This is a genomic window from Sphingomonas sp. NPDC092440 (genome assembly GCF_044754985.1).
Lineage (GTDB): Bacteria > Pseudomonadota > Alphaproteobacteria > Sphingomonadales > Sphingomonadaceae > Sphingomonas.
In genome coordinates, this window is the sequence record NZ_JBIVQA010000003.1 from 67,809 (window position 1) to 88,451 (window position 20,643).

22 protein-coding genes are annotated in these 20,643 nt (G+C 68.8%); 14 read left to right on the plus strand and 8 right to left on the minus strand.

The annotated features are described in order from the left end of the window. Window positions 1-8: 8 nt before the first annotated feature. The 7 genes from ACIQCS_RS05630 to ACIQCS_RS05660 all read left to right on the plus strand — a co-directional run bounded on the left by ACIQCS_RS05630 (window position 9) and on the right by ACIQCS_RS05660 (window position 4,797). Window positions 9-572, plus strand: a complete 564-nt coding sequence (locus ACIQCS_RS05630) for a lipocalin family protein (protein ID WP_345851017.1) — start codon at window positions 9-11, stop codon at window positions 570-572. 62 nt (window positions 573-634) lie between these two features. Beyond that, entirely contained in the window at window positions 635-1,204 is a 570-nt protein-coding gene (locus ACIQCS_RS05635; protein WP_345851019.1) for a CvpA family protein, read from the plus strand. A 42-nt stretch (window positions 1,205-1,246) separates the two neighbouring features. Continuing rightward, window positions 1,247-1,684 (plus strand): iron-sulfur cluster assembly scaffold protein, encoded by a 438-nt coding sequence (locus ACIQCS_RS05640; RefSeq protein WP_345851020.1) that lies wholly within the window; start codon window positions 1,247-1,249, stop codon window positions 1,682-1,684. After that, window positions 1,684-3,468 (plus strand): cation:proton antiporter, encoded by a 1,785-nt coding sequence (locus tag ACIQCS_RS05645; protein WP_345851022.1) that lies wholly within the window; start codon window positions 1,684-1,686, stop codon window positions 3,466-3,468. The genes ACIQCS_RS05640 and ACIQCS_RS05645 overlap by 1 nt, the downstream gene beginning before the upstream one ends. Continuing rightward, window positions 3,465-3,842, plus strand: coding sequence for a diacylglycerol kinase (locus ACIQCS_RS05650; RefSeq protein ID WP_401530282.1), 378 nt, complete (start codon window positions 3,465-3,467; stop codon window positions 3,840-3,842). Before ACIQCS_RS05645 ends, ACIQCS_RS05650 begins: the two co-directional genes overlap by 4 nt. Then, window positions 3,839-4,177, plus strand: a complete 339-nt coding sequence (locus tag ACIQCS_RS05655; RefSeq protein WP_345851024.1) for a DUF423 domain-containing protein — start codon at window positions 3,839-3,841, stop codon at window positions 4,175-4,177. The genes ACIQCS_RS05650 and ACIQCS_RS05655 overlap by 4 nt, the downstream gene beginning before the upstream one ends. Then, window positions 4,159-4,797 carry a 50S ribosomal protein L11 methyltransferase gene (locus ACIQCS_RS05660; protein WP_345851025.1) on the plus strand — a complete coding sequence of 213 codons (639 nt, stop codon included), beginning with the start codon at window positions 4,159-4,161 and terminating at the stop codon, window positions 4,795-4,797. Before ACIQCS_RS05655 ends, ACIQCS_RS05660 begins: the two co-directional genes overlap by 19 nt. A 38-nt stretch (window positions 4,798-4,835) precedes the next feature. On the opposite strand, the gene ACIQCS_RS05665 is transcribed toward ACIQCS_RS05660, so the two are convergent. The 3 genes from ACIQCS_RS05665 to ACIQCS_RS05675 all read right to left on the minus strand — a co-directional run bounded on the left by ACIQCS_RS05665 (window position 4,836) and on the right by ACIQCS_RS05675 (window position 9,771). Further along, window positions 4,836-6,710, minus strand: a complete 1,875-nt coding sequence (locus tag ACIQCS_RS05665) for a M1 family metallopeptidase (RefSeq protein ID WP_345851027.1) — start codon at window positions 6,708-6,710, stop codon at window positions 4,836-4,838. Between the two features lie 70 nt (window positions 6,711-6,780). Then, complete coding sequence (locus tag ACIQCS_RS05670) at window positions 6,781-8,796, minus strand: ATP-binding protein (protein WP_345851028.1); 2,016 nt, start codon at window positions 8,794-8,796, stop codon at window positions 6,781-6,783. Window positions 8,797-8,922: 126 nt separating this feature from the next. After that, entirely contained in the window at window positions 8,923-9,771 is an 849-nt protein-coding gene (locus ACIQCS_RS05675; RefSeq protein ID WP_401530285.1) for a LytTR family DNA-binding domain-containing protein, read from the minus strand. Between the two features lie 139 nt (window positions 9,772-9,910). Between ACIQCS_RS05675 and ACIQCS_RS05680 the strand changes: the two genes are divergently transcribed. Further along, on the plus strand, window positions 9,911-11,845 hold the full coding sequence (locus tag ACIQCS_RS05680; protein ID WP_345851032.1) for a hypothetical protein: 1,935 nt from the start codon (window positions 9,911-9,913) through the stop codon (window positions 11,843-11,845). On the opposite strand, the gene aroB is transcribed toward ACIQCS_RS05680, so the two are convergent. After that, window positions 11,842-12,930, minus strand: a complete 1,089-nt coding sequence (aroB, locus tag ACIQCS_RS05685) for a 3-dehydroquinate synthase (RefSeq protein WP_345851033.1) — start codon at window positions 12,928-12,930, stop codon at window positions 11,842-11,844. The genes ACIQCS_RS05680 and aroB overlap by 4 nt on opposite strands. After that, window positions 12,927-13,466 (minus strand): shikimate kinase, encoded by a 540-nt coding sequence (locus tag ACIQCS_RS05690; protein WP_280278346.1) that lies wholly within the window; start codon window positions 13,464-13,466, stop codon window positions 12,927-12,929. Before ACIQCS_RS05690 ends, aroB begins: the two co-directional genes overlap by 4 nt. A gap of 75 nt (window positions 13,467-13,541) precedes the next feature. Between ACIQCS_RS05690 and ACIQCS_RS05695 the strand changes: the two genes are divergently transcribed. The 4 genes from ACIQCS_RS05695 to ACIQCS_RS05710 all read left to right on the plus strand — a co-directional run bounded on the left by ACIQCS_RS05695 (window position 13,542) and on the right by ACIQCS_RS05710 (window position 17,534). Then, on the plus strand, window positions 13,542-13,679 hold the full coding sequence (locus tag ACIQCS_RS05695; RefSeq protein ID WP_167298226.1) for a hypothetical protein: 138 nt from the start codon (window positions 13,542-13,544) through the stop codon (window positions 13,677-13,679). Continuing rightward, window positions 13,660-15,477 (plus strand): hypothetical protein, encoded by a 1,818-nt coding sequence (locus ACIQCS_RS05700; RefSeq protein WP_345851035.1) that lies wholly within the window; start codon window positions 13,660-13,662, stop codon window positions 15,475-15,477. The genes ACIQCS_RS05695 and ACIQCS_RS05700 overlap by 20 nt, the downstream gene beginning before the upstream one ends. Continuing rightward, window positions 15,474-16,379, plus strand: a complete 906-nt coding sequence (locus tag ACIQCS_RS05705) for a tyrosine-type recombinase/integrase (RefSeq protein ID WP_345851036.1) — start codon at window positions 15,474-15,476, stop codon at window positions 16,377-16,379. Before ACIQCS_RS05700 ends, ACIQCS_RS05705 begins: the two co-directional genes overlap by 4 nt. 207 nt (window positions 16,380-16,586) lie before the next feature. Then, on the plus strand, window positions 16,587-17,534 hold the full coding sequence (locus ACIQCS_RS05710) for an acetyl-CoA carboxylase carboxyltransferase subunit alpha (protein WP_345851037.1): 948 nt from the start codon (window positions 16,587-16,589) through the stop codon (window positions 17,532-17,534). 2 nt (window positions 17,535-17,536) lie between these two features. Here ACIQCS_RS05710 and ACIQCS_RS05715 read toward each other — a convergent pair whose 3' ends face one another. The 3 genes from ACIQCS_RS05715 to ACIQCS_RS05725 all read right to left on the minus strand — a co-directional run bounded on the left by ACIQCS_RS05715 (window position 17,537) and on the right by ACIQCS_RS05725 (window position 18,395). Further along, window positions 17,537-17,689, minus strand: coding sequence for a hypothetical protein (locus ACIQCS_RS05715; protein ID WP_345851038.1), 153 nt, complete (start codon window positions 17,687-17,689; stop codon window positions 17,537-17,539). Window positions 17,690-17,907: 218 nt separating this feature from the next. Continuing rightward, the gene (locus ACIQCS_RS05720) at window positions 17,908-18,075 is read right to left on the minus strand and encodes a Flp family type IVb pilin (protein ID WP_086128950.1); all 168 of its coding nucleotides are present in this window, start codon (window positions 18,073-18,075) and stop codon (window positions 17,908-17,910) included. 131 nt (window positions 18,076-18,206) lie between these two features. Continuing rightward, window positions 18,207-18,395 carry a Flp family type IVb pilin gene (locus ACIQCS_RS05725; RefSeq protein ID WP_167298229.1) on the minus strand — a complete coding sequence of 63 codons (189 nt, stop codon included), beginning with the start codon at window positions 18,393-18,395 and terminating at the stop codon, window positions 18,207-18,209. A 61-nt stretch (window positions 18,396-18,456) separates the two neighbouring features. Between ACIQCS_RS05725 and ACIQCS_RS05730 the strand changes: the two genes are divergently transcribed. Both ACIQCS_RS05730 and ACIQCS_RS05735 read left to right on the plus strand, forming a co-directional pair. Further along, complete coding sequence (locus tag ACIQCS_RS05730) at window positions 18,457-18,897, plus strand: (deoxy)nucleoside triphosphate pyrophosphohydrolase (RefSeq protein WP_345851039.1); 441 nt, start codon at window positions 18,457-18,459, stop codon at window positions 18,895-18,897. Window positions 18,898-18,962: 65 nt separating this feature from the next. After that, entirely contained in the window at window positions 18,963-20,636 is a 1,674-nt protein-coding gene (locus ACIQCS_RS05735; RefSeq protein ID WP_345851040.1) for a right-handed parallel beta-helix repeat-containing protein, read from the plus strand. Window positions 20,637-20,643: the final 7 nt, after the last annotated feature.

Here is a 20,643-nt window from a genome sequence, read left to right on the forward strand (position 1 = left end):
TTGCCGGAATGAAGCGAAGCACTGCCATTTCCATCGCCTCGGGCGTCGCGGTCGCCGCGATCGGCGGCCTCTTCCTCTATTCGCGCGCCACCCGCCCGCCGGTGATCAACAAGAAGGTGCCAGAGCCGGCAAGGCCGGTCGATCTCGCCCGGTATCTCGGCAAATGGTACGAGCTGGCGCGGCACGAGAACCGCTTCGAGAAGGGGCTGGACGCGGTGACCGCCGAGTACGCGCTGCTCGAGGACGGCAAGATCAGCGTGACCAACAGCGGCACGCTCGATTGGCCGGAGGGCGATCGCAGCGTCTCGGAGGGCAAGGCCGTCGTCGCCGACGAGACGACCAACGCCAAGCTCAAGGTCTCGTTCTTCGGCCCGCTCTACACCGGCGACTATTGGATCCTCGACCATGACGACGACTATGCCTGGTCGATCGTCGGCGAGCCGAGCGGGCGCTATCTGTGGGTGCTGTGCCGCGATGCCGTCCCCTCCTCGGCGCTGGCGCAGGCGATCATGAAGCGAGTCGAGGAACTCGGCTATGACCGCTGGGCGCTGCGGATCACGCGGCAGGGCTGATTCCCTCTCCCGTTTCCCATCCATCCTCCGCTATAGGCCGTCCCCGGGAGGGACGTGTTCCAATGACTTTGACCGGGCTCGACATCATCGTGCTGCTCGCGATCGGCGGCGCCGCCGTGCTGGGCTTCCTGCGCGGCTTCGTCACCGAAGTGCTGGCGCTGGTTGCGTGGCTGCTGATCGTGCTCGCGCTCAAGCTGTTCCACACCCCGCTCGCCGCCGCGCTGGCCGGATTGGTCGGCACCGAGCAGGGCGGGGCGGTGCTGGCCTTCGTGATCCTGACCGGCGTCACCTATTTCGGCGGGCGGCTGCTCGCCCGGGCGATCGGATCGCGCACCCGCGAGAGCTTCCTCGGCCCGGTCGACCGCGTGCTCGGCCTCGGCTTCGGTGCGCTCAAGGGCCTGATCCTGGTCAGCATCGGCTTCCTGCTGGTCGTGCTGCTGTTCGACACGGTGAGCGGTGGCCCGGCCAATCGCCCGCAATGGATCACCAAATCGACCACCTATCCGCTGCTCAACGCCACCAGCGCGAGCATCGCCGATTTCGTCGATCGCCGCCGCAAGGGCGAGCCCGTGTTCGGGGACGAGCCAGGCAATGGCGCTGCGGACAGGGGCAGGGCGAATTCCACCGATTAGGGGGGTCGCACTTCGTGCGCCGCTCCCCTAAGTCGGAAGCAGATGAACGCGCCGCTCTACAACACCGAAATCCTGCGCCTGGCGGCTTCCGTGCCGTTCGAGGCCCGGCTGGAAGGCGCGATGGCGTCTTGCGAGAAACGCTCCCCGGTTTGCGGGAGCCGCGTCACCATCGATGTGAACCTGGATGACGCGGGCCGCGTCGCCGCGATCGGCATGGTGGTGCGCGCCTGCGCGCTCGGCCAGGCATCGGCGGCGCTGATGGAGGCGCATGCCATCGGCCGCTCACCGGAAGAGCTGGAGGCGGCGCGCGACGATCTCGCCGCCTGGCTGGCCGGCACGCGCGGCACCCCGCCCGACTGGCCCGGGCTCGACCTGTTCACGCCGGCGCTTGAACATCGCGGCCGCCATGCGGCGATCCGGCTCGCTTTCGAAGCGGTGGCCGAGGCTGCCCAAGCCGCCGTTTCCCGGGCGCGCGGCTGATGGAGCACGCCAACGAGGCTTCGCTGCTCGGCGAATATGTGCCGCTGCTCGGCTTTGCGCTGGTCTTCGTGCTGGTGTTCCGCCGGTTCGGGCTGGGCGCTACGCTCGGCTATCTCGTCGCCGGCGCGATCGTGGGGCCGCAGGTGCTCGGGCTGGTCGGCGATGCCGAGAGCAAGATGGGCATCGCCGAGCTCGGCATCGCGCTGCTGCTCTTCCTCGTCGGCCTGGAGCTGAGCCCCGCGCGGCTGTGGCGCATGCGGCGCGACATCTTCGGGCTCGGCCTGCTCCAGGTGACGATCTGCGGCCTGGTGATCGCGGGCATGGTGTGGCTGGCGACGGGCAGCTCGATCGGCGCGGCGCTGGCGCTCGGCCTGCCGCTCGCGCTCTCCTCCACGGCGCAGGTGCTGCCGATGCTGCAATCGGCGGGGCGCCTGCGCACCCCGCTCGGCGAGCGCGCCTTCGCGATCCTGCTGTTCCAGGACCTGTCGATCGTCCCGCTGATCACCATCGTCGCTGCGCTATCGCGCAATCCGCAGCACCAGAGCAGCACGCCCGGCTGGCTGCTCGGCGTCTATACGGTGGTGGCGATCATCGGCCTGATCCTGGCCGGCCGCTACCTGCTGCGCCCGCTGTTCCGGCTGATCGGCAATCTCGGCGAGCGCGAGATGTTCATCTTCGCCGGGCTGTTCACCGTGATTGCCGCCGCGGCGATCATGGAGGCGCTGGGCCTATCCGCCGCGCTGGGCGCGTTCATCGCGGGCGTGATGCTGGCGGATTCGCCCTATCGCCACGAGCTGGAGGCGGATGTGGAGCCGTTCCGCTCGATCCTGCTCGGGCTGTTCTTCCTGGCCGTGGGCATGACGCTGAACCTGCATGCGATCGCCGAGCGGCCCTTCTTCGTCGTCGGCATGGCGCTGGCGCTGATCGCTGCCAAGGCCGCGCTGATCATGGGGCTGGGCCTGTTGTTCGGCGTGCCGCGGCGCCAGGCCTTCGCACTGGGCGTCCTGCTCAGCCAGGGCGGCGAGTTCGGCTTCGTGCTGTTCGCCCAGGCCCAGTCGGCGATGCTGATCGAGGGGGAGGCGGCGAGCATCTTCGGCGCGATCGTCACTCTGTCGATGGCCACCACGCCGTTCCTGATGATGGCGACCCGCAAGCTGCGGACCGAGCCGGCGCCGAGCGCGCAGGGCGTCGACACGCCGCAGCACGAAGGCGCCAATGCGGTGGTGGTCGGCTATGGCCGCTTCGGCCAGACGGTGGCGCAGATGCTGCTCGCGCAGGACATCCCGGTCACGCTGATCGACACCGATGTCGAGATGATCCAGACCGCCAGCGATTTCGGCATGAAGGTCTATTATGGCGACGGCCTGCGCATCGACCTGCTGCGCCAGGCCGGCGCGGCCGAGGCGGAGCTGGTGCTGTTCTGCAACGATGGCGACAGGATCGACACCGAGTTCCTCGAGGCCGTTCACCACGCCTTTCCCAAGGCGACGATCTTCGTGCGTGCCTATGACCGGCGCAGCGTGATCAAGATGAAGGGCGCGCCGGTGGGCGGCGTGGTGCGCGAAGTGCTGGAGAGCGCGGTGATGATGGCGCGCCAGGCGATGCAGGCGGTGGGCGTCGACCAGATGGAGATCGACAAGACCGAGGCGGAATATCGTCGCCGCGACAGCGCCCGGCTGGACGTGCAGCGCGAGACCGGCGACCTGCGGGCCGGGATCGACGGCATGATCACCCATGCGAGCAGGGCGGCGGCGATCGAGATCGATCTCGAGTCCTCGGGATGAAGGGGCGGCCCTTCCGCGCGCGGATGGGGTTCGCGCTGGCCGGCATCCGTGCCGGCTGGGCGCGCGAGGCGAGCTTTCGCAGCCAGGCGCGGCTCGCGGCGGCAGCCCTGCTGGCGCTGCTCGTGCTGCGGCCGGCGCCGATCTGGTGGGCGCTGGTTGCGCTCTGCTGCGCGATCGTGCTGGCATTGGAGCTGGTCAATTCGGCGATGGAGGCGGTGATCGACCTGCTCCATCCCGGCATCCACCCGTCGATCAAGGCGGCCAAGGACCTGCTGGCGGGCGCGGTGCTGGTGGCGAGCGTCGCGGCGCTCGCCGTGGCGGTGGCGATGGTGGCGGCGAGCGGGCCGCATTTCCTGGAGGAGATCGGGCTGTGAGGATCGTGGCGGTGCTGGCGGCGTTTTCGGGCGCGGTGGCGGTGGCGGCGGGAGCGTTCGGCGCGCATGGCGCGAGCGGCGCGCCGGCCGAGTGGCTCCGGACCGGCGGGCATTATCAGCTGGTCCACGCGGTGGCGGCGCTGGTCGCCGTCCGGATGGGCGCGCGCGTTCCGGCCTGGCTGTTCGTCGGCGGCGGCGCGCTGTTCGCGGGGACGCTCTACCTGATGGCGCTGGGTGGCCCCCGCTGGCTGGGCGCGGTGACGCCGCTGGGCGGCGCGGCGCTGATCGCAGGCTGGCTCTGCCTGGCGGTGGCGGCGTGGAAGCGGCCCGCCTGAACCCGAGCGATTTCATCCGGGCGCGGCTGCCCGTGCTGCCGGTGCCGGGCATTGCCGAGATCGTGCTGCACAAGGCCGTGCCGGCCAGCGGGCTCGGCCGGCTGGCGGCGGCGGACGGGGATTTCGGCTCGCCTTATTGGGCCTATTATTGGCTGGGCGGCCTGGCGCTGGCGCGGTTCGTGCTCGATCGGCCGGAAATCGTGGCCGGGCGGCGGGTGCTCGACCTGGGCTGCGGCTCGGGCCTGGTGGCGATCGCCGCGGCCAAGGCCGGCGCGGCCCAGGTGCTGGCGGTGGACGTCGATCCCTATGCGCTGGCGGCCGTGGCGCTGAACGCGGCGGCGAACGGCGTCGCGGTTGAGGGCGTGCACGCCAACCTGACCGATGGGCCGGTGCCCGAGACGGACCTGATCCTCGCCGGGGACCTGTTCTACGATCCGGAGCCGGCGGCGCGGGTCGAGCCCTTCCTTGCGCGCTGCCGGGCAGCCGGGGTGGCGGTGCTGGTGGGCGATCCCCGCCGCGCGCCGCTGCCGCTGGACCGGCTGCGGGCGCTGGCGGAATATCGGTTCGCCGAGACGGACAGCGGCGTGATGCGGGTGACGGAGGTGTTTGCTTTTCAATGACCGTCATCCCCGCGAAGGCGGGGGTGACGGCAAAAGGGTCAGTTGGCCCCGACGATCTTCGCCACGCCGGCGGCCGCATTCGGGTGATAGCCTGCCTTGGCGCTCTCATAGAAGCGCCGCGCGATCGGCTTGCCCCAGTCGCCCTGGGCCATCAGGTCCTTGTAGATCGGGTAGATCAGCAGGCCACGGCCCACCCGCTTCACGAATTCCTCGATCCCCGGCAGCGCGGGCTCGTAGCGGTTGGCGATCGCCAGCTCGGCCCAGGCCGAGCGGACATAGGCATTGTTCGAGGCGGACAGGCCGAGCGTCGCGTCGAGCTCGGCGAGGCGGGCCGGCGTCTGCTGGCGGGGAAGGCCGTTCAGGAAGCGCAGCCATTGCTGGGTCGCCCAGCCGGTGGGCCGCACCGCGCTCGCCGGCCCGCCCGCGTTGAACGCGGCGAGCTTCGCGTCCACGGCGGCGAGCGTCGCCGACGTCACGTGCACGGCATTGCCGGGCAGCCCCGGCTGATAGGCCCAGCGATCGAGCTCCAGCTTCGCCTCGAGCGCCTTGTCGCCCTTGATCAGATTGGCGCGCAGGTCCGCCAGGAAGCCGGCGGTGGTCTGCGGCTGGAAGGCGTGGCGATCGAAATAGGCGCGCAGATAGGCGTCCCACTTCGCCCGGCCCACCGCCGCCTCGATCGTGCGCAGGAAGGTGGAACCCTTGAAATAGTCGAGCTGGCCGAAGGTCGCGCCCGGATCGCCATGGAGGCGGGTGGTGGCGGCGTCGCTGCCGCCGGCATCCTTGATGTCGCGCTGCAGGCCGTCCCAGTCGAGATCGGCATACATGGCGGCGCGCTCCTTGCCGTAGACCGCCTCCATGATCCGGTTCTCGAAATAGGTGGTGAAGCCCTCGTTGAGCCAGCTGTCCGACCAGGTTGCGTTGGTGACGAGGTTGCCCGACCAGCTGTGCGCCAACTCGTGCGCGACGACATCGGTGTTCGAGCGGTCGCCGGTGATGATCGTCGGCGTCAGGAAAGTGAGGGTGGGGTTCTCCATGCCGCCATAGGGGAAGCTGGGCGGCAGCACGAGCATGTCGTAGCGGCCCCAGCGATAGGGGCCGTAGAGCGCCTGTGCCGCGTCGATCATCTTCTCGACATCGCCGACCTCGTGCGCCGCGGCATCGAGCATCGAAGGTTCGGTCCACACGCCCGAGCGCTTGCCGGTGGCCTTGAAGGCGAGGTCGCCCACCGCCATCGCGACGAGATAGGGCGGCACCGGCTTGTCCATCCGGAAGCGGAAGCTGCGCTTGCCGTCCGGCGCGGCCTGGCCCTTTTCGCCGTCGAGCCGGTCGCCGCTCATTACCGCGACGAAGCCGGCGGGCACGGTGAGCGTGGCCGACCAGGTCTGGCGGATGCCGGGGCTGTCCTGGGTGGGGATCCAGCTGCGGTTGTTGATCGGCTGGCCCTGGCTGAACAGATAGGGCTTGCGCTTGCCGGCGGTGAGCTCCGGGGCGAGCCACTGGAGCGCCGATGCGCCCGGCCGCGTCTTGTAGCGGATCAGGATCTGCTTGTTGCCCTCGAGCTGCACCGTCAGCGCCGAGCCCAGCTCCTTGTCGCGCGGGCCGACCGTGAAGGGGAGCGGCTTGCCCTTGGGGCAAGTGACCGAGATCATATCGAGATCGTCGATGTCCAGCACGATCTCCTTCGCGCCGGTGGCGGCGAGCACGTCGAGCGTCGCGACGCCGGACAGCGTCCTGCTCGCGAAATCGACGTCGAGGTTCAGATCGACATGCGTGACTCGCGCCACTTCGGGCACGGCATGGGTCCACGCATCCTTCGCTTCGGGCGTGGTCAGGATCGGGGCGGGCTTGCCGGTCTGGGCGGCGGCGGGCGCGGCGATCACGATCGCGGCGGCGAGAGCGGGGAGGATGCGCATGCCGATGTGCTAGGCGGATCGGGCGGGAACGGCAACCGATGCGCTGCTCCCCTCTCTTCCAGGCAGGACGTCACTGGTCGAGCATGTCGCGTACCTTCGCCGCCAGATCGGTATAGGTGAAGGGCTTGGGCAGCAGCTGCACGCCGGGATCGAGCCGGCCGTGATGGACGATCGCGTTGCGGGCATAGCCGGTGGTGAAGAGGATCTTGAGATCGGGCCGCTTCGCATGCGCCTCGGTGGCGAGGACCGCGCCGGTCATGCCGCCGGGCAGCACGACATCGGTGAACAGCAGGTCGATCGCTTCCCGCTCGGCATCGAGTGCGGCGAGCGCGGCGGGGCCGTCGCCCGCCTCGATCACGCGGTAGCCCAGTTCGCGCAGCACCTCGACCGTATAGGCGCGGACATTCTCGTCGTCCTCGCATACCAGGATCGTCTCGTCGACATTGCCCTGCGGCGCGGGAAGCACCGGAGCATGGGCCGCCGCGTTGCGGGCGGTGCCGTGGAAGCGGGGCAGGTAGATCTTCACGGTCGTGCCGTCTCCGCGCTCCGAATAGATGCGGACATGCCCGCCCGACTGCTTGATGAAGCCATAGACCATCGACAGGCCCAGGCCGGTGCCGCGCCCCACCTCCTTGGTGGTGAAGAAGGGCTCGAAGGCATGGGCAAGCGTTTCCTCGTCCATGCCGGTGCCGGTGTCGGACACGCAGATCAGCACATATTGCCCGGGCGTCACCTCGGCATCCAGCGCGGCATAATGGCTGTCGAGATGGGTGTTTGCGGTCTCGATCGTCAGCTTGCCGCCCTGCGGCATCGCGTCGCGTGCGTTGACGGCCAGGTTGAGCAGCGCGTTCTCGAGCTGGTTCGCATCCACTTCCACCGGCCAGATGCGCGCCGCCTGCACGACTTCCACCGCCACCATCTCTCCCAGGCTGCGGTGGAGCAGGTCCGACATGCCGGCGATCAGCCGGTTCGGATCGGTCCGCTCCGGCGCGAGCGGCTGGCGGCGCGAGAATGCCAGCAGGCGCTGGGTCAGCACGGCGGCGCGCTGCGCCCCGTTCATCGCCGCACCGGCGGCGCGCGCCAGCCTGGGCTGGTCGGGCGGCAGGTTGCGCTGGAGGATGTCGAGATTGCCCGTGACGATCTGGAGCAGATTGTTGAAATCATGCGCGACGCCGCCGGTCAGCTGGCCCACCGTCTCCATCTTCTGGGACTGGCGCAGCGCCGCCTGGGCCGCCTCGAGCGCATCCGCCGCCTGGCGCTCGGCGGTGATGTCGCGCGCCACGCAATAGAGCAGGTCACCCTCGGGCACCGCGGTCCAGCTGAACCAGCGATAGTCGCCGTCCTTGCCGCGGAAGCGGTTCTCGAAGCGCAGGGTGGTGGCGCCCTGCTGCAGCCCGGCCAGTTCCGCGCGGGTGCGCTTGCGGTCGTCGGGATGCTCCATCCATTCCGAGGTGCGGCCGACCAGCTCGTCGGCGTTCCAGCCGAGGATCTCGGTCCAGGCGGGGCTGACGTTGCGCCACACGCCGTGGCTGTCCGCGATCAGGAAGGGGTCGCGCGCCAGCGACCATAGCCGGTTGCGATCGGCGATCGCCTCGCGCGCGGCGAGCACGCGGGCCGTGGTCTCGCTGACGATGCAGAGCACGCCGCCCACCGTCCCGTCATCGTCGAACACGGGCGAATAGCTGATGTCGAAATAGGTGGTCTCGCCGCGTCCCTGGTCGCGCTCGATATAGAAGGGGCGGTCCTTGGCCCAGAAGGTCTCGCCGGTATCCCGCACACCCTGGAGCAGCGGGCCGAGATCGTCCCAGAGCTCGCCCCACCAGACCAGCGCCGACTGGCCGAGCGCGCGCGGGTGCTTGTCGCCGATCGTCGGCGCATAGGCCTCGTTGTAGAGCGCGCAGAATTCGGGGCCCCAGAACATCACGATCTCGGCGCGCGCGGGCAGCATCATGCGAAGCGAGGCGAGGAGCGCGTTCGACCAGCCGGCAGCGGGCCCCAGCGGCGATTCGTCGCCGATCGCGGCCGTCAGCCGGCCCAATTCTCCAAAGGCTGCAAGCGAGGTGGCTGGAGAGATCGCGGTGGCCATCCGTCCCCCGGAGAGTGTCTGTTTCGTTGCGCGGACGAAATCGCCGCCCGCCGCCAAGTCAACGCGGCAGGCGCCATTCGGCTCCCGAAAAGCTGGGGATGATGCGCCGGAAAAGCCGGGGATGATTCAATGCGCGAAAGCGGCGAGGGCGGTGCGATAGCTGCGGCCGAGCGGAACGATGGCGCCGCAGTTGAGCTGGACGGCGAGCCGCCCGCCCGCCTCGCGATAGATTTGCGAGACATGGCTGCGGTTCACCACCACCTGGCGATGCACGCGGACGAAGCCGAGCTCCGCGAAGCGCCCGGCCAGCTCGGAAAGCGGCGCGCGCACCAGGTGCACCCGGCCATGCGCGAGGATCTCGCTATAGTTCCCCGCCGAGCGGATCTGCGCCACGTCGCAGGCGCGCACGCGCAGGAAGGGCGCCTCGGGCAGGCTCAGCCATTGCTCGGCGCTTGGCTGGACGGGCAGCATCGGCGGCAGCGGCTCGGCGAACGGCGGGTCCGCCTCCCGCCGATCATGTCCATTGGCGAGGTGGCGCCTCCAGGCCATCAGCGACAGCCACGCCGTCGAGCCCAGCGCGATCGCGCGCGGCAGGAAATTGTCGACGGGCACCGGCGGCGGCCCGTTGGGCCCGCAGAGCTGATAGGGGGAAATGGCCATCGCGAAGCGCGACGCGGCCAGTTCCGTGAGCATCACCGGCACGAAGGCGAATGCGCCGAGCAGCAGGGGCGACGAGCGCTTCGGCGCCTGCAATATCTCCTGCATCGGCTTGCGGCTGGCCCAGGCGATGGTGAGCATCGCTCCCCAGACCAGCAGCCGTGCCAGCCGTGCCTCGTCCGGATGCTCGGCGGCGAAGCTGCCCGTGTTCGCTTCCAGCCCGCCTATCCCATAGCCGAGGAGGAAGGCGAACAGCGCGAACGCCGTCGCCGCGCTCAACGGGATTCTGAGGTCCCAGATCGACTCGCGCGCCGTCATCTCCATGCACGCACGATAGCTCGCGAACGCGCGCGCGCGAACTGCCGTTCGTCACGCCCGCGATCCATTCGTCCCAGCCGGCTCCACGCGCCGCCGCCGGGCCGGTCAATCGGGCCGGAGTTGGAAGAGGGTTCCCGTCATGCGTCATTCGATAATCTGCCTGCCGTTTCTCATGGTGCCCGCCGTCCATGCGCAGACCGTGCGGGCGCCGCAGCCGCCGGCGAACGGCGACGTGGTCAGCGCCGCCGACGATGCGTTCGGCCGGCGGATCGGGATCGAGGAAGTGGGGCTCTATTCGGAGAGCGAGGTGCGCGGGTTCGACCTGCAGGCCGCCGGCAACTACCGGATCGAGGACCATTATTACGTTCGCGTCTCCGGCATGCTCCAGCCGCTGAACGGCGGCACCGCGATCCGGGTCGGCGCCAATGGCTTGCGGACCGATTTCGCGGCCCCCTCCGGCGTGGTGCAATATACGATGCCCGGCGCCGCCGCCGGTGCGCGCGCCTCGATCGAGGCTGGCTGGTGGGGCGGCTCGGGGCCGGTCGCGATGCTGCGTGGCTCGGCGGGCACGGCCGATGGGCGCTGGTCGATCGCGGGCGGCCTTCAGCTCACGCCCGCCCAGCAATATACCGACGGCACGACCGGCGACTTCACTGCCATCGGCCTCGTTCCGCGCTGGTCGCCGGCGCCCGGCGTGCGGATCACCGGCGTGTGGAGCCGCAACTGGTTCCCGCGCGAAGGCGATACCTATTATGCCAATCCGGCCGCCGCGCCGCGCGAAGTGAAGCGCTGGACCAATCGCACCCAGAGCTGGATGGACGGGCGCAACGAATCGGACCTGATCGGCGCCTTTGCCGATGTGGATGCGGGCAAGGGCTGGCGGTTCGGCGCCTCGCTCTTCTACAATGCACTGCCCTATGACCATAGCGCCTACAGCGTGCTGCGCTTCACCGGCAATGGCCGCGAGGCGGTGGCGAGCGGGCTGCTGTTCGGCACCGAGACGCGCCACACGGTCTCGGCCGAGGTGACCGCGGCCAAGCAGTTCGCCACCGGCAATCTCACGCACCGCATCATCGCCATGGCCCGGCGGCGGGATTCGATGGTGGAGAGCGATCCCGGCGTCCCCTTCGCGCTCGGCACCTTCGCCGATGTGAACAAGCCGCCCAGGATCGCCCGGCCCATGGTGGCGCTCGGCACGCTCCGGAAGCGCGACGATGTCGGGCAATGGACGGGTGGGCTCGGCTATCGCCTGTCGATCGGCACGCTGGCCGAGCTGCGCCTCGATGCGCAGCGCGTGGAATATGCCAAGCGCGTCCGGGGGCTCGACGGCACGGTGACCGAGCAGACGACGCGGCCCTGGCTCTATGGCGGGGCGTTGTCGGTGGGGATCACCTCACGGCTCACCGGCTTTGCCAGCTATGCGCGCGGGCTGGAGGAGGCCGGCGTCGCGCCGGCCAATGCCAGCAATCGCGGCGCAGTCCTCCCCGCCGCCATCTCGCGCCAGGCCGAGCTGGGCGTGAAATACGGCTTTGCCGGCGGGCCGACGCTGATCGCCGGCCTGTTCGACCTGTCCAAGCCGACGCCGGGGATCGATGCCACGGGCGCGTTCGATTTCGTCGGCACGGTGCGGCATCGCGGCGTCGAGCTGTCGCTGGCCGGGCCGATCACCTCGCGGCTGAACGCGGTGCTGGGCGCGACCTGGCTCGATGCCAGGATCGACGGCGAGCTGGTGGATCGCGGCGTGATCGGTGTCCGCCCGATCGGCCGGCCGCGTGTGACTGCGCTCGCCAATCTCACCTGGCGGGTGCCCGGCGTGGAGGGGCTGACGGTGGATGGCGGCGTGAACATCCGCGGCGCGCGCTATGCCGATCGCGAGAACAGCGTCGCGCTGCCCGGCTATGCGCTGTTCAACCTGGGGCTCCGCCAGGCCTTCGCGATCGGCGGCCATCCGGTGACGCTGCGCGCCCGCGTGACCAACCTTACCGATCGCTTCGCCTGGACCCCGGCCAGCTCGGGGCTGATCACGCCGATCGCCCCGCGCACGCTGACCCTGACGCTGACGAGCGAGCTTTAGCGCGGCTGGGCATCCAGGAACGCCGCCACCTCGCCAAGGTCGACATTCCTGTCGAGGTACGTCCGCCCGATCCCGCGCGCGAGCAGGAAGGGCAGGGTGCCGGCGCTCATCTTCTTGTCGTGGAGCATGTGCTCCACGAGCCGCGCACCGGAGGCGGTGATCCCCGCCGCCTTCAGCCCATCCGGCAGGCCGACCGCGGCCAGGTGCGCGGCAACCCTTTCGGCGTCCTGGCCGGGGCAGATTCCCCTGGCGGCCGAGAAGCCGAAGGCGAGCGCCATGCCTGCCGCCACGCCCTCGCCGTGCAGCAGCCGGTCGGAGAAGCCGGCCTCGGCCTCGAGCGCATGGCCGAACGTGTGGCCCAGGTTGAGCAGCGCGCGCATGCCGCTGGTCTCGCGCTCGTCGGCCGCGACGATCCGCGCCTTGGCCGCCACCGAATGGGCGATGGCATGCGCGCGCGCCGCCGGGTCGCCCGCCAGCAGCGCGGCGGCATTGGCCTCGCACCATTCGAAGAAGGCGAAATCGTCGATCAGTCCGTATTTCACGACTTCGGCATAGCCGGCGCGCAGGTCGCGGGCCGGCAGCGTGTCGAGCACCTGCGGGTCGATCAGCACCATGGCCGGCTGGTGGAAGGTGCCGACCAGGTTCTTGCCGGCGCGCGTGTTGATCGCGGTCTTGCCGCCCACCGAGCTGTCGACCTGGGCGAGCAGGGTGGTGGGGATCTGGACGAAGCCGCAGCCGCGCTTGAGGATCGAGGTGGCGAAGCCGACCAGGTCGCCGATCACGCCGCCGCCGAGCGCAATGACATGATCGCCGCGCTCCACGCCCAGCGCGAGCAGCCGGTCGAGCAGCGCCTCCAGCTGACCCCAGCTCTTGGTGCCTTCGCCGGGCGGCAGGACGATCGCCTCGCTCGTGCCCAGGCCCGCCTGCAGCGTGGCGAGATGCGGGAGGACATGCGCGTCGGTGACGATGATCCGGCGCCGGCCATTGTCGAACGGAGCGAGCGCATCTCCGGCGCGGGCGAGGAGCCCCGCCTCGATGCGGATGTCATAGCTGCGGTCGCCGAGCGCGACGGGGACGATTGTCACGGATTGAGGGCCTTCAGGATCGCGTCGACGGTGGTGTCGTGCGGCGCTGCTATGCTGGGCACCCGGATCGGCGCAAGCGCGTAATAGGGATTGCGGATCGCCGCGAGCTCGGTGAGCACCGCCTGGGGATCGCGGCCGCGCAGCAGCGGGCGCGTGTCGCGCCGCCGCACCCGGTCCGCCAGCACCGCCGGTTCGGCGTCGAGCCACACCGCGATCGCATGCTCGAGAATCAGCGCGCGGGTGCTCTCGTTCATGAATGCGCCGCCGCCCGTGGCGATGACCTTGGGCGCACCATCGACCAGCCGGGCGATCACCCGGCGCTCCCCGTCGCGGAAATGCGCCTCGCCGAAACGCGCGAAGATGTCGGCCACGGTCATGCCGGCGGCGGCCTCGATCTCGTGGTCGGCGTCGACGAAGGGCAGGCGCATGCGCTGCGCCAGGCGCCGGCCGACCGTGGTCTTGCCCGCACCCATGAGGCCGATCAGGACGATGGCCTTGCCCGTCCACGCGGTATTCGCTGCCTGCGTTTGTAACATGTTCGGAAGGGCTATACAGCGAGGGCGGGTCTCGGGCAAAAGGCCCGCGAAGTCACAATTTCCGGACCCTTTTTCATGTCCCGCTTGATCGTTGCGCTGATCGTCATTCTCGTCGTCCTGGTCGGCGGCCTCTTCTTCCTCGCAGGCCGCGAGACGAAGAAGGAGCCGGTGCGCATGGAGAAGGTGGTCCCGCTTGACAATCTCGCGAATTAAGCGCCGCCACATCGCCTTCGGGACGCTGTTGCTGGCCGGCGCGGCGGTGCCCGCGCTGGGGCAGCAGGACAAGCCCGAATCGCTGCTGCCGCCGGGCTTTGACGAGCCGGCGCCCACTCCGGCGCCGCGTCCCGCCCCCGCACCGGCCGCGACGGGCCCCGCCGCGACGCCCCCCGGCGCGCCCGGCAGCGCGCCGATCCCGAGCGTGCCCACGCTCGGCGGCGACGCCGCGCTCTCCAATGCCAGCGCGGTCGAGGATGTGACGGCGACCGGCCCGGTCGACCTGTCGCGCTATGAGCTGCCCGAGTTCGCGAAACATTCGCTGAACCGCGTCGGCGTGCTTGCCGCGGGCAACACGCCGTTTCCCGCCAGGGGCTTCGGCAATGCCGATGGCCGTACCCTGGCGGTGCTGATGCAGCGGCTGCGCGCGCCGGTGGCGTCGCGCTGGGCGTCGATCGCGCTCCGCCGCGCGCTGATGTCGCCGCTCGACACGCCGCGCCATGCCAATGGCGCCGATTTCGCCGCCGAGCGCGCCTGGCTGCTGCTGCGCATGGGCGAGGCCAATGCCGCCCGCGCGGTGGTGAACGATGTCGATGGCGACAATTACACGACACGCCTGCTCCAGGTGGCGATGCAGGTCTCGCTCGCCACCGCCGATCCGGGCGGCATCTGCCCGATCGCCGAGCGCGGCAACCAATATATCCAGCAGCGCGGCTGGGCGCTCGCCCGGGCGATGTGCGCCGGGCTCTCCGGCAAGCCCAACGAGGCCGGCCAGCTGCTCGACGAGGCGCGCGGCGGCACGCCGGTCAGCGATATCGACAATCTGCTGGCCGAGAAGGTGCTCGGCACCGGCGCGCAGGGGCGCCGCGCGGTCACGCTCGAATGGGGCGGCATCACCCGGCTGACGGCCTGGCGCTGGGGCCTCGCCACCGCGACCGGCCAGGAGGTCCCCGCCTCGCTCTACGCCACCGCCGGCCCGCAGGTCCGCTATTGGCAGGCGCTCGCCCCGCAGCTCTCGCCCCGCCAGCGCGCCGCCGCCGCCGAGCTGGCCGCCACCGCCGGCGTCTTTTCCAGCGCCGGCCTTGTCGACCTCTACAGCGAGATCGCCGAGGGCGACGATGCCAACACCACCGAGGGCGGCGTCGCCCGCGATCTGCGCGTCGCCTATACCGACGGCGATGTCGGGGACCGGATCAAGGCGATTCGCACGCTCTGGGCCGAGGCGAGCACGCCGCGCACCCAATATGCCCGGCTGATCCTCACCGCGCGCGCGGCTTCCTGGATCCCGGCCGATGCCAAGGTGGAGGAGCCGGAGAAGCTGATCGCCTCGATGCTCTCCGCCGGCTATGAATCGAAGGCGATGGAATGGCGCCAGGTGGTGCCGCGCGGCAGCATCGCCTGGGGCCTGCTCGCGCTCGGGGATCCCGGCGCGCAGGGCCCGGTCGCCTATGGCGATTTCGATGCGTTCAAGGATGCCGCCGGCCAGCGCCGCGCCCAGCTGGCCTTTGCCGGCCTGGCCGGCCTCGGCCGCTTCGAGAGCAGCGACGCGCGCCGCGGCGCCCAGGCGCTCGAGGTGCAGATCGGCGCGCAGAACGCCTGGACCCGCGCGATCGACGCCGCCGGCCGGCGCGGCGATTCGGCGATGGTGGCGCTGCTCGCCGCGGTCGGCATGCAGTCGCGCGTCTGGGACAATGTGACTCCCGAGGCGCTGTTCCACATCGTTGCGGCGATGCGCGCCGCGGGGATGGCCAGCTATGCGCGGATGATCGCCGTGGAGGCGGTCACGCGATCGGCTTGAGCGTCTCCGAAGACCGGGCGCTGATCGGGCGCTTCCTCGAGATGATGCGGGCGGAGGCGGGCGCCGCCGCCAATACCATCGCCGCTTATGGCACCGATCTGCGGCTCGCCTCCGAATTTCTCGGCGGCGGGCTGGGCGAGGCCGGGCGGCCGGAGCTGGAGCGGCTCGGCGCCGAGTGGCAGCCGCTCTCGCGCGCCACCGTTGCCCGCAAATCGGCGGCGCTGCGCCGTTTCTATGCATTCCTCGCCGATGAGAAGCTGCGCGCGGACGATCCCTCGGCCGCGCTGCCGCGCCCCGGCACCGCGCGCGCATTGCCCAAGGTGCTCGGCGTCGGGGACGTCGACCGGATGTTCGCCGCCATCGATGCGCGCATCGCCCGGGTGCCGCCGGATCCGAACGACCTGCGGCTGCTGGCGCTGGTCGAGCTGCTCTATGGCTCGGGCCTGCGCGCCACCGAGCTGGTGTCGCTGCCGCGCAACGCCGTGTCGCCCGATCGGCCCTATCTGATCCTGAAGGGCAAGGGCGGGCGGGAGCGGCTGGTGCCGATCTCGGACCGCGCCCGTGCCGCCGTCGCGGCGTGGCGCGGGCATGTCACGGCGGACCGGCCTTTCCTCTTTCCCTCGGGCAAGGGGCATCTCTCGCGCATCCGGCTCTACCAGCTCGTCCGCGCGCTGGCTGGAGAGGCGGGCATCCCGCCCGATCGCGTGAGCCCCCATGTGCTCCGCCATGCCTTCGCCACCCATCTGCTGGAGGGCGGGGCCGATCTGCGCGCGCTGCAGGCGATGCTCGGCCATGCCGATATCGCGACGACCGAGATCTACACCCATGTCGACAGTCGCCGGCTGGTCGAGCTGGTCAACCAACGGCATCCCCTGGGCGAAGCGCTGGGGAAGCGCGGCTAGCCGCCAGGTTGAGAGCCCAAGCAAGTATTTGATTTTCTGGCGTCATCCCGGCCTTGAGCGACGAAAGAAGAATATGGGTCCTCAACCTAACCGCCATCCCGGCCTTGTGCCGGATGACGGTTGGAGCGGTTTCCGCGCCTCACAACGGGATCGCCGGACCCACCCGCTCGTTGACGTAGCTCCGTGCCAAGGTTAGCCCGCGCAGCGATGACCACTTTCCTCGACTTCGAGAAGCCGATCGCCGAGCTTCAGACCCGCATCGACGAGCTGCGCCAGACCGCGGAGGGCGGCGCCGTCGATATCGATGCGGAGATCGCCCCGCTCCAGGCCAAGGCCGAGAAGCTCCTCCGGGATACCTATGCCAGGCTCACGCCCTGGCAGAAGACCCAGGTTGCCCGCCATCCCGAGCGCCCGCACTTCAAGCATTATGTCGCCGGGCTGATCGAGGAGTTCATGCCGCTGGGCGGCGACCGCGCCTTTGCCGACGACAATGCGATCCAGGGCGGCCTGGGCCGGTTCCGCGGGCGCAGGGTGATGGTGATCGGCCACGAGAAGGGCGACGACACCGCGAGCCGGCTCAAGCATAATTTCGGCATGGGCAAGCCCGAGGGCTATCGCAAGGCCATCCGCCTGATGGCGCTTGCCAACAAGTTCCATCTGCCGGTGATCACCCTGGTCGACACTTCGGGCGCCTTTCCCGGCGTGCAGGCCGAGGAGCGCGGCCAGGCCGAGGCGATCGCGCGCTCGACCGAGGCCTGCCTCAATCTCGGCGTGCCGCTGGTTGCGTCGATCCTCGGCGAGGGCGGCTCGGGCGGGGCGATCGCGCTTGCCGCGGGCAACACCGTGCTGATGATGGAGCACGCAGTCTATTCAGTGATCTCGCCCGAGGGCTGCGCCTCGATCCTGTGGCGCACCGCCGACAAGGCGGCGGAGGCGGCGGAGGCGATGAAGGTCACCGCACAGCACCTGAAGGAGCTGAAGGTGATCGACCGGATCGTCAGCGAGCCGCTGGGCGGCGCGCATCGCGAGCCCGGTGCGGCGATCCATGCGCTGGGGGATGCGATCGAGGAATCGCTGCGCAAGCTCGACGGCATGTCGCCCGAGAGCCTGCGCCAGGCGCGTCGCGCCAAGTTCCTGGCGATGGGCCGGATCTGACGCTAGCGGATCGGGGCGATATGCTCGGCGGCGGCCATGCTCGCCCCGATCATGCCCAGGCCCTGGACGACCGCGAGCACCGCGCAAAGCGCGAGGAACGCGACCACCGCGAGCTCGATCCGCGTCACCGCCTTTTTGGAGGAAAGCTGCTTCATTCCTTCCTTATAGGGGAGTCGGCTGTACGCCGGGTGAAGCGGCCCGTTCGCCGGGGTTCAGGAAAACTACCGGGGTGTGCGCGAAGGCAGCGGCCTCGAACCCGTCAGGGTTCGCAAGCGCGAGCGCGCGCCCGAGCGCATGCGAGGCTCTTCCGGCAAGAAAAAGGGCGGCGGAACCAAGGTCCCGCCGCCCGTTCTCGTTCGTTTCGTCGGAAGGCTTACGAGACCTTCATGCTCGCCGAAACGTTGGTGAAGGTCGACTTCAGCGAGTTGCCGAGGCCCTGCATCGCGGCAATCGCGGCGACGGCGATCAGAGCGGCGATCAGGCCGTACTCGATGGCGGTCGCGCCCTTCGAATTCTTCAGGAAGTTGCGGATCTTCTGCATAACCGGTCTCCAGTGTTCAAGGATTGCTTCATTCACCCGGCCTCACCGGAGACTCCGGTTCGGCAGCTCGAAACTACGGTTGGGAAGTAAAGAAACGGCTAAGAGCGAGTGTTACGGCATCGTAACCAGAATCAGGACTGGGTGGCCGCCTGCACCTTGTTGGTGACGTTGCTCCACATGTCCGTGGTGGTGTTGGCGACGCTCATCAGGCTGGCCATCATTGCAATGACGATGAGCGCGAGGATGAAGCCATATTCCACTGCGGTCGCGGCGCGGCGGTCGTGCATCACATCGCGGATCGCTCGTACAAGGGCTCGCATTGTGGGCGCTTCTTCTCCAATGATGGCAACAATCTAGCCGAAGAGGCTTAACGAAAAGCTGATGATTGCTTCTGACATGTTGCTCGTCGTGGCGGCTGCCCTGATCGATGATCGCGGCCGCGTGCTCCTCCAGCAGCGCCCGCCGGGCAAGCCGATGGCCGGACTCTGGGAGTTTCCGGGCGGCAAGATCGAGCCGGGCGAGCGCCCCGAAGCGGCGCTGGCGCGCGAGCTGCACGAGGAACTGGGGATCTCGCTCGACCCGTCCGGCCTGAAGCCGCTCGCCTTCGCCAGCGAGCCGCTGGAAGGGCGGCACCTGCTGTTGCTGCTCTATACGCTGCGGGTATGGGCGGGGGAGCCGGTCGCGCACCATGCGACGGCGCTGCGCTGGACGACCCCGGCAGAGATGCGGGAGTTGCCGATGCCGCCGGCGGACGTGCCGCTGGTGGCGGCGCTGGCGGGGGTGTCTGAGGATTGGCGGCCGGGGCTGGAGAGGCCTTGTTGAACTGTAGGATTCTGTATGTTCTCTAAATGTTCCTTTGGCGGATCGTGTCGGGACAGGAGAAACATATGGCGTATGTCACAGTAGAGGAATTGGTCGCATCGAATGGTGCTGCTCAAATCGGTTTTGAACAGCATGGCTTGTCTGCCGTCCCGACCCAGGTGCAGCAGGAGTTGCGCTTCACTATCCGGCCCGAGCAGTTTGGCGCGCAGGGTGACGGGTTCACCGACGATGCATCCGCGATCAACGCGGCCATTGCGGCGGCGAATGCGGCCGGCGGCGGCGTGGTGGCGCTCGATGCACGGAATTACGCGATAGGGTCCCCGATCCTTCTCCAATCGAAGGTGGCTCTGATCGGGAAGGGCATGCGCAAGACGACGATAACCCAGATTGGAACCGTTGCTGCTTGGGACGATATGGCCGGGGCCGGCGGAATCGTCACAACGCTGAGCGGCGGCGAATATGAAAATGTGCGCATTGCCGGAATGACGGTGCAGGGCATCTATTCCACGCCGATCGCGGATGGCGCGAGCCACTATGCGAAGAACGGCATTTCCTTGATAAACATCTGGAACTCTTCGGTAGAGGATTGTCTGGTTTCCGATACCGCCACGGGAATCGTCATGGCCGGCACGGTGGCCGGTATTGCGGACTACAACAATCTCATCGCGCGCTGCGTTACCTATAACGCGCGGTCGTGGAACGCGGCGGGGAATTCGGGCGCTCCGCGCGGTATTACGATGGCAACCGATCGTTCGACGGTTCGAGACACGATCTCTGACAATTGTTTCACCAGCTATTACGTCGCGACCGACTATGGCACCTATGAGAATTGCCGTGCTTCACGCTGGAGCGATGACGGTTTCTACGTAAACGCCAATTATTGCGAATTCACGGATTGCTTCGCGATCGGTGCCGCTAGCCGCGCCGAATCCTCGGGCAGCGGTTTTGCGGTGAATCCGAGCACGGGCCACCGATTCAAGGGCTGCGTGGCGATCCATTGCTCGAATGCCGGCATGCGCTTTCGTCACGCTGGCGTGGCAGCGCCCAGCGGAAACCAAGTGATCGGCTGCCTGTTCAAGGACTGCGGCTATGGTTTTCTCGACGATCTGACGAGCGTGCAGCCCTATCCCCAGGCCGTTTCTCGCAACAACAGCTTCATCGGGAACATGGCGGATGGCTGCCAGTTGAATGGGTTCATGTTCGTGCGGCAGCAGGCCGGCGTGATCAGCGGCAATATCGCGATAGCCAACAATCAAGCTGGGGTGACGATTTCCAATCGGGGCGGGATAGCGCTCGCGGAATATTGCCGGGATAATGTGGTTCAGGGTAATATCTGCGACGATATTCAGGGGACGAAGACTCAGGCTTTCGGTCTCTACAGCTATCCTTCGTCCGTTACCGGTGCTTTGCTGGAGAATACAGGCAACCGGATCGAGCATCGATCGATCTACGGCGTCGATATCTATTTCCCGTCGATGCAGGCCGGGACTGCAAGCGCAACGATCGCAAGTGCGGCCCGAAATGTCGTCGGGACCGTGGCTTTCCCCTTGGGCTTCGAGAACGCGCCGGTCGTCATCGCCGGCTTGCAAAACGGAAATGCGCTTGCCGATGGCGAGCGGCCCGTGTCGGTGAGCGTGTACAACGTTACCGCCACAGGATTCTCCTTCTCGATCGATGCTGTCGCGGCCGTGGCAGCGAACCGAACGCTGAACATCGGCTGGCAGGCGTCGGTGCGATGATGCACGT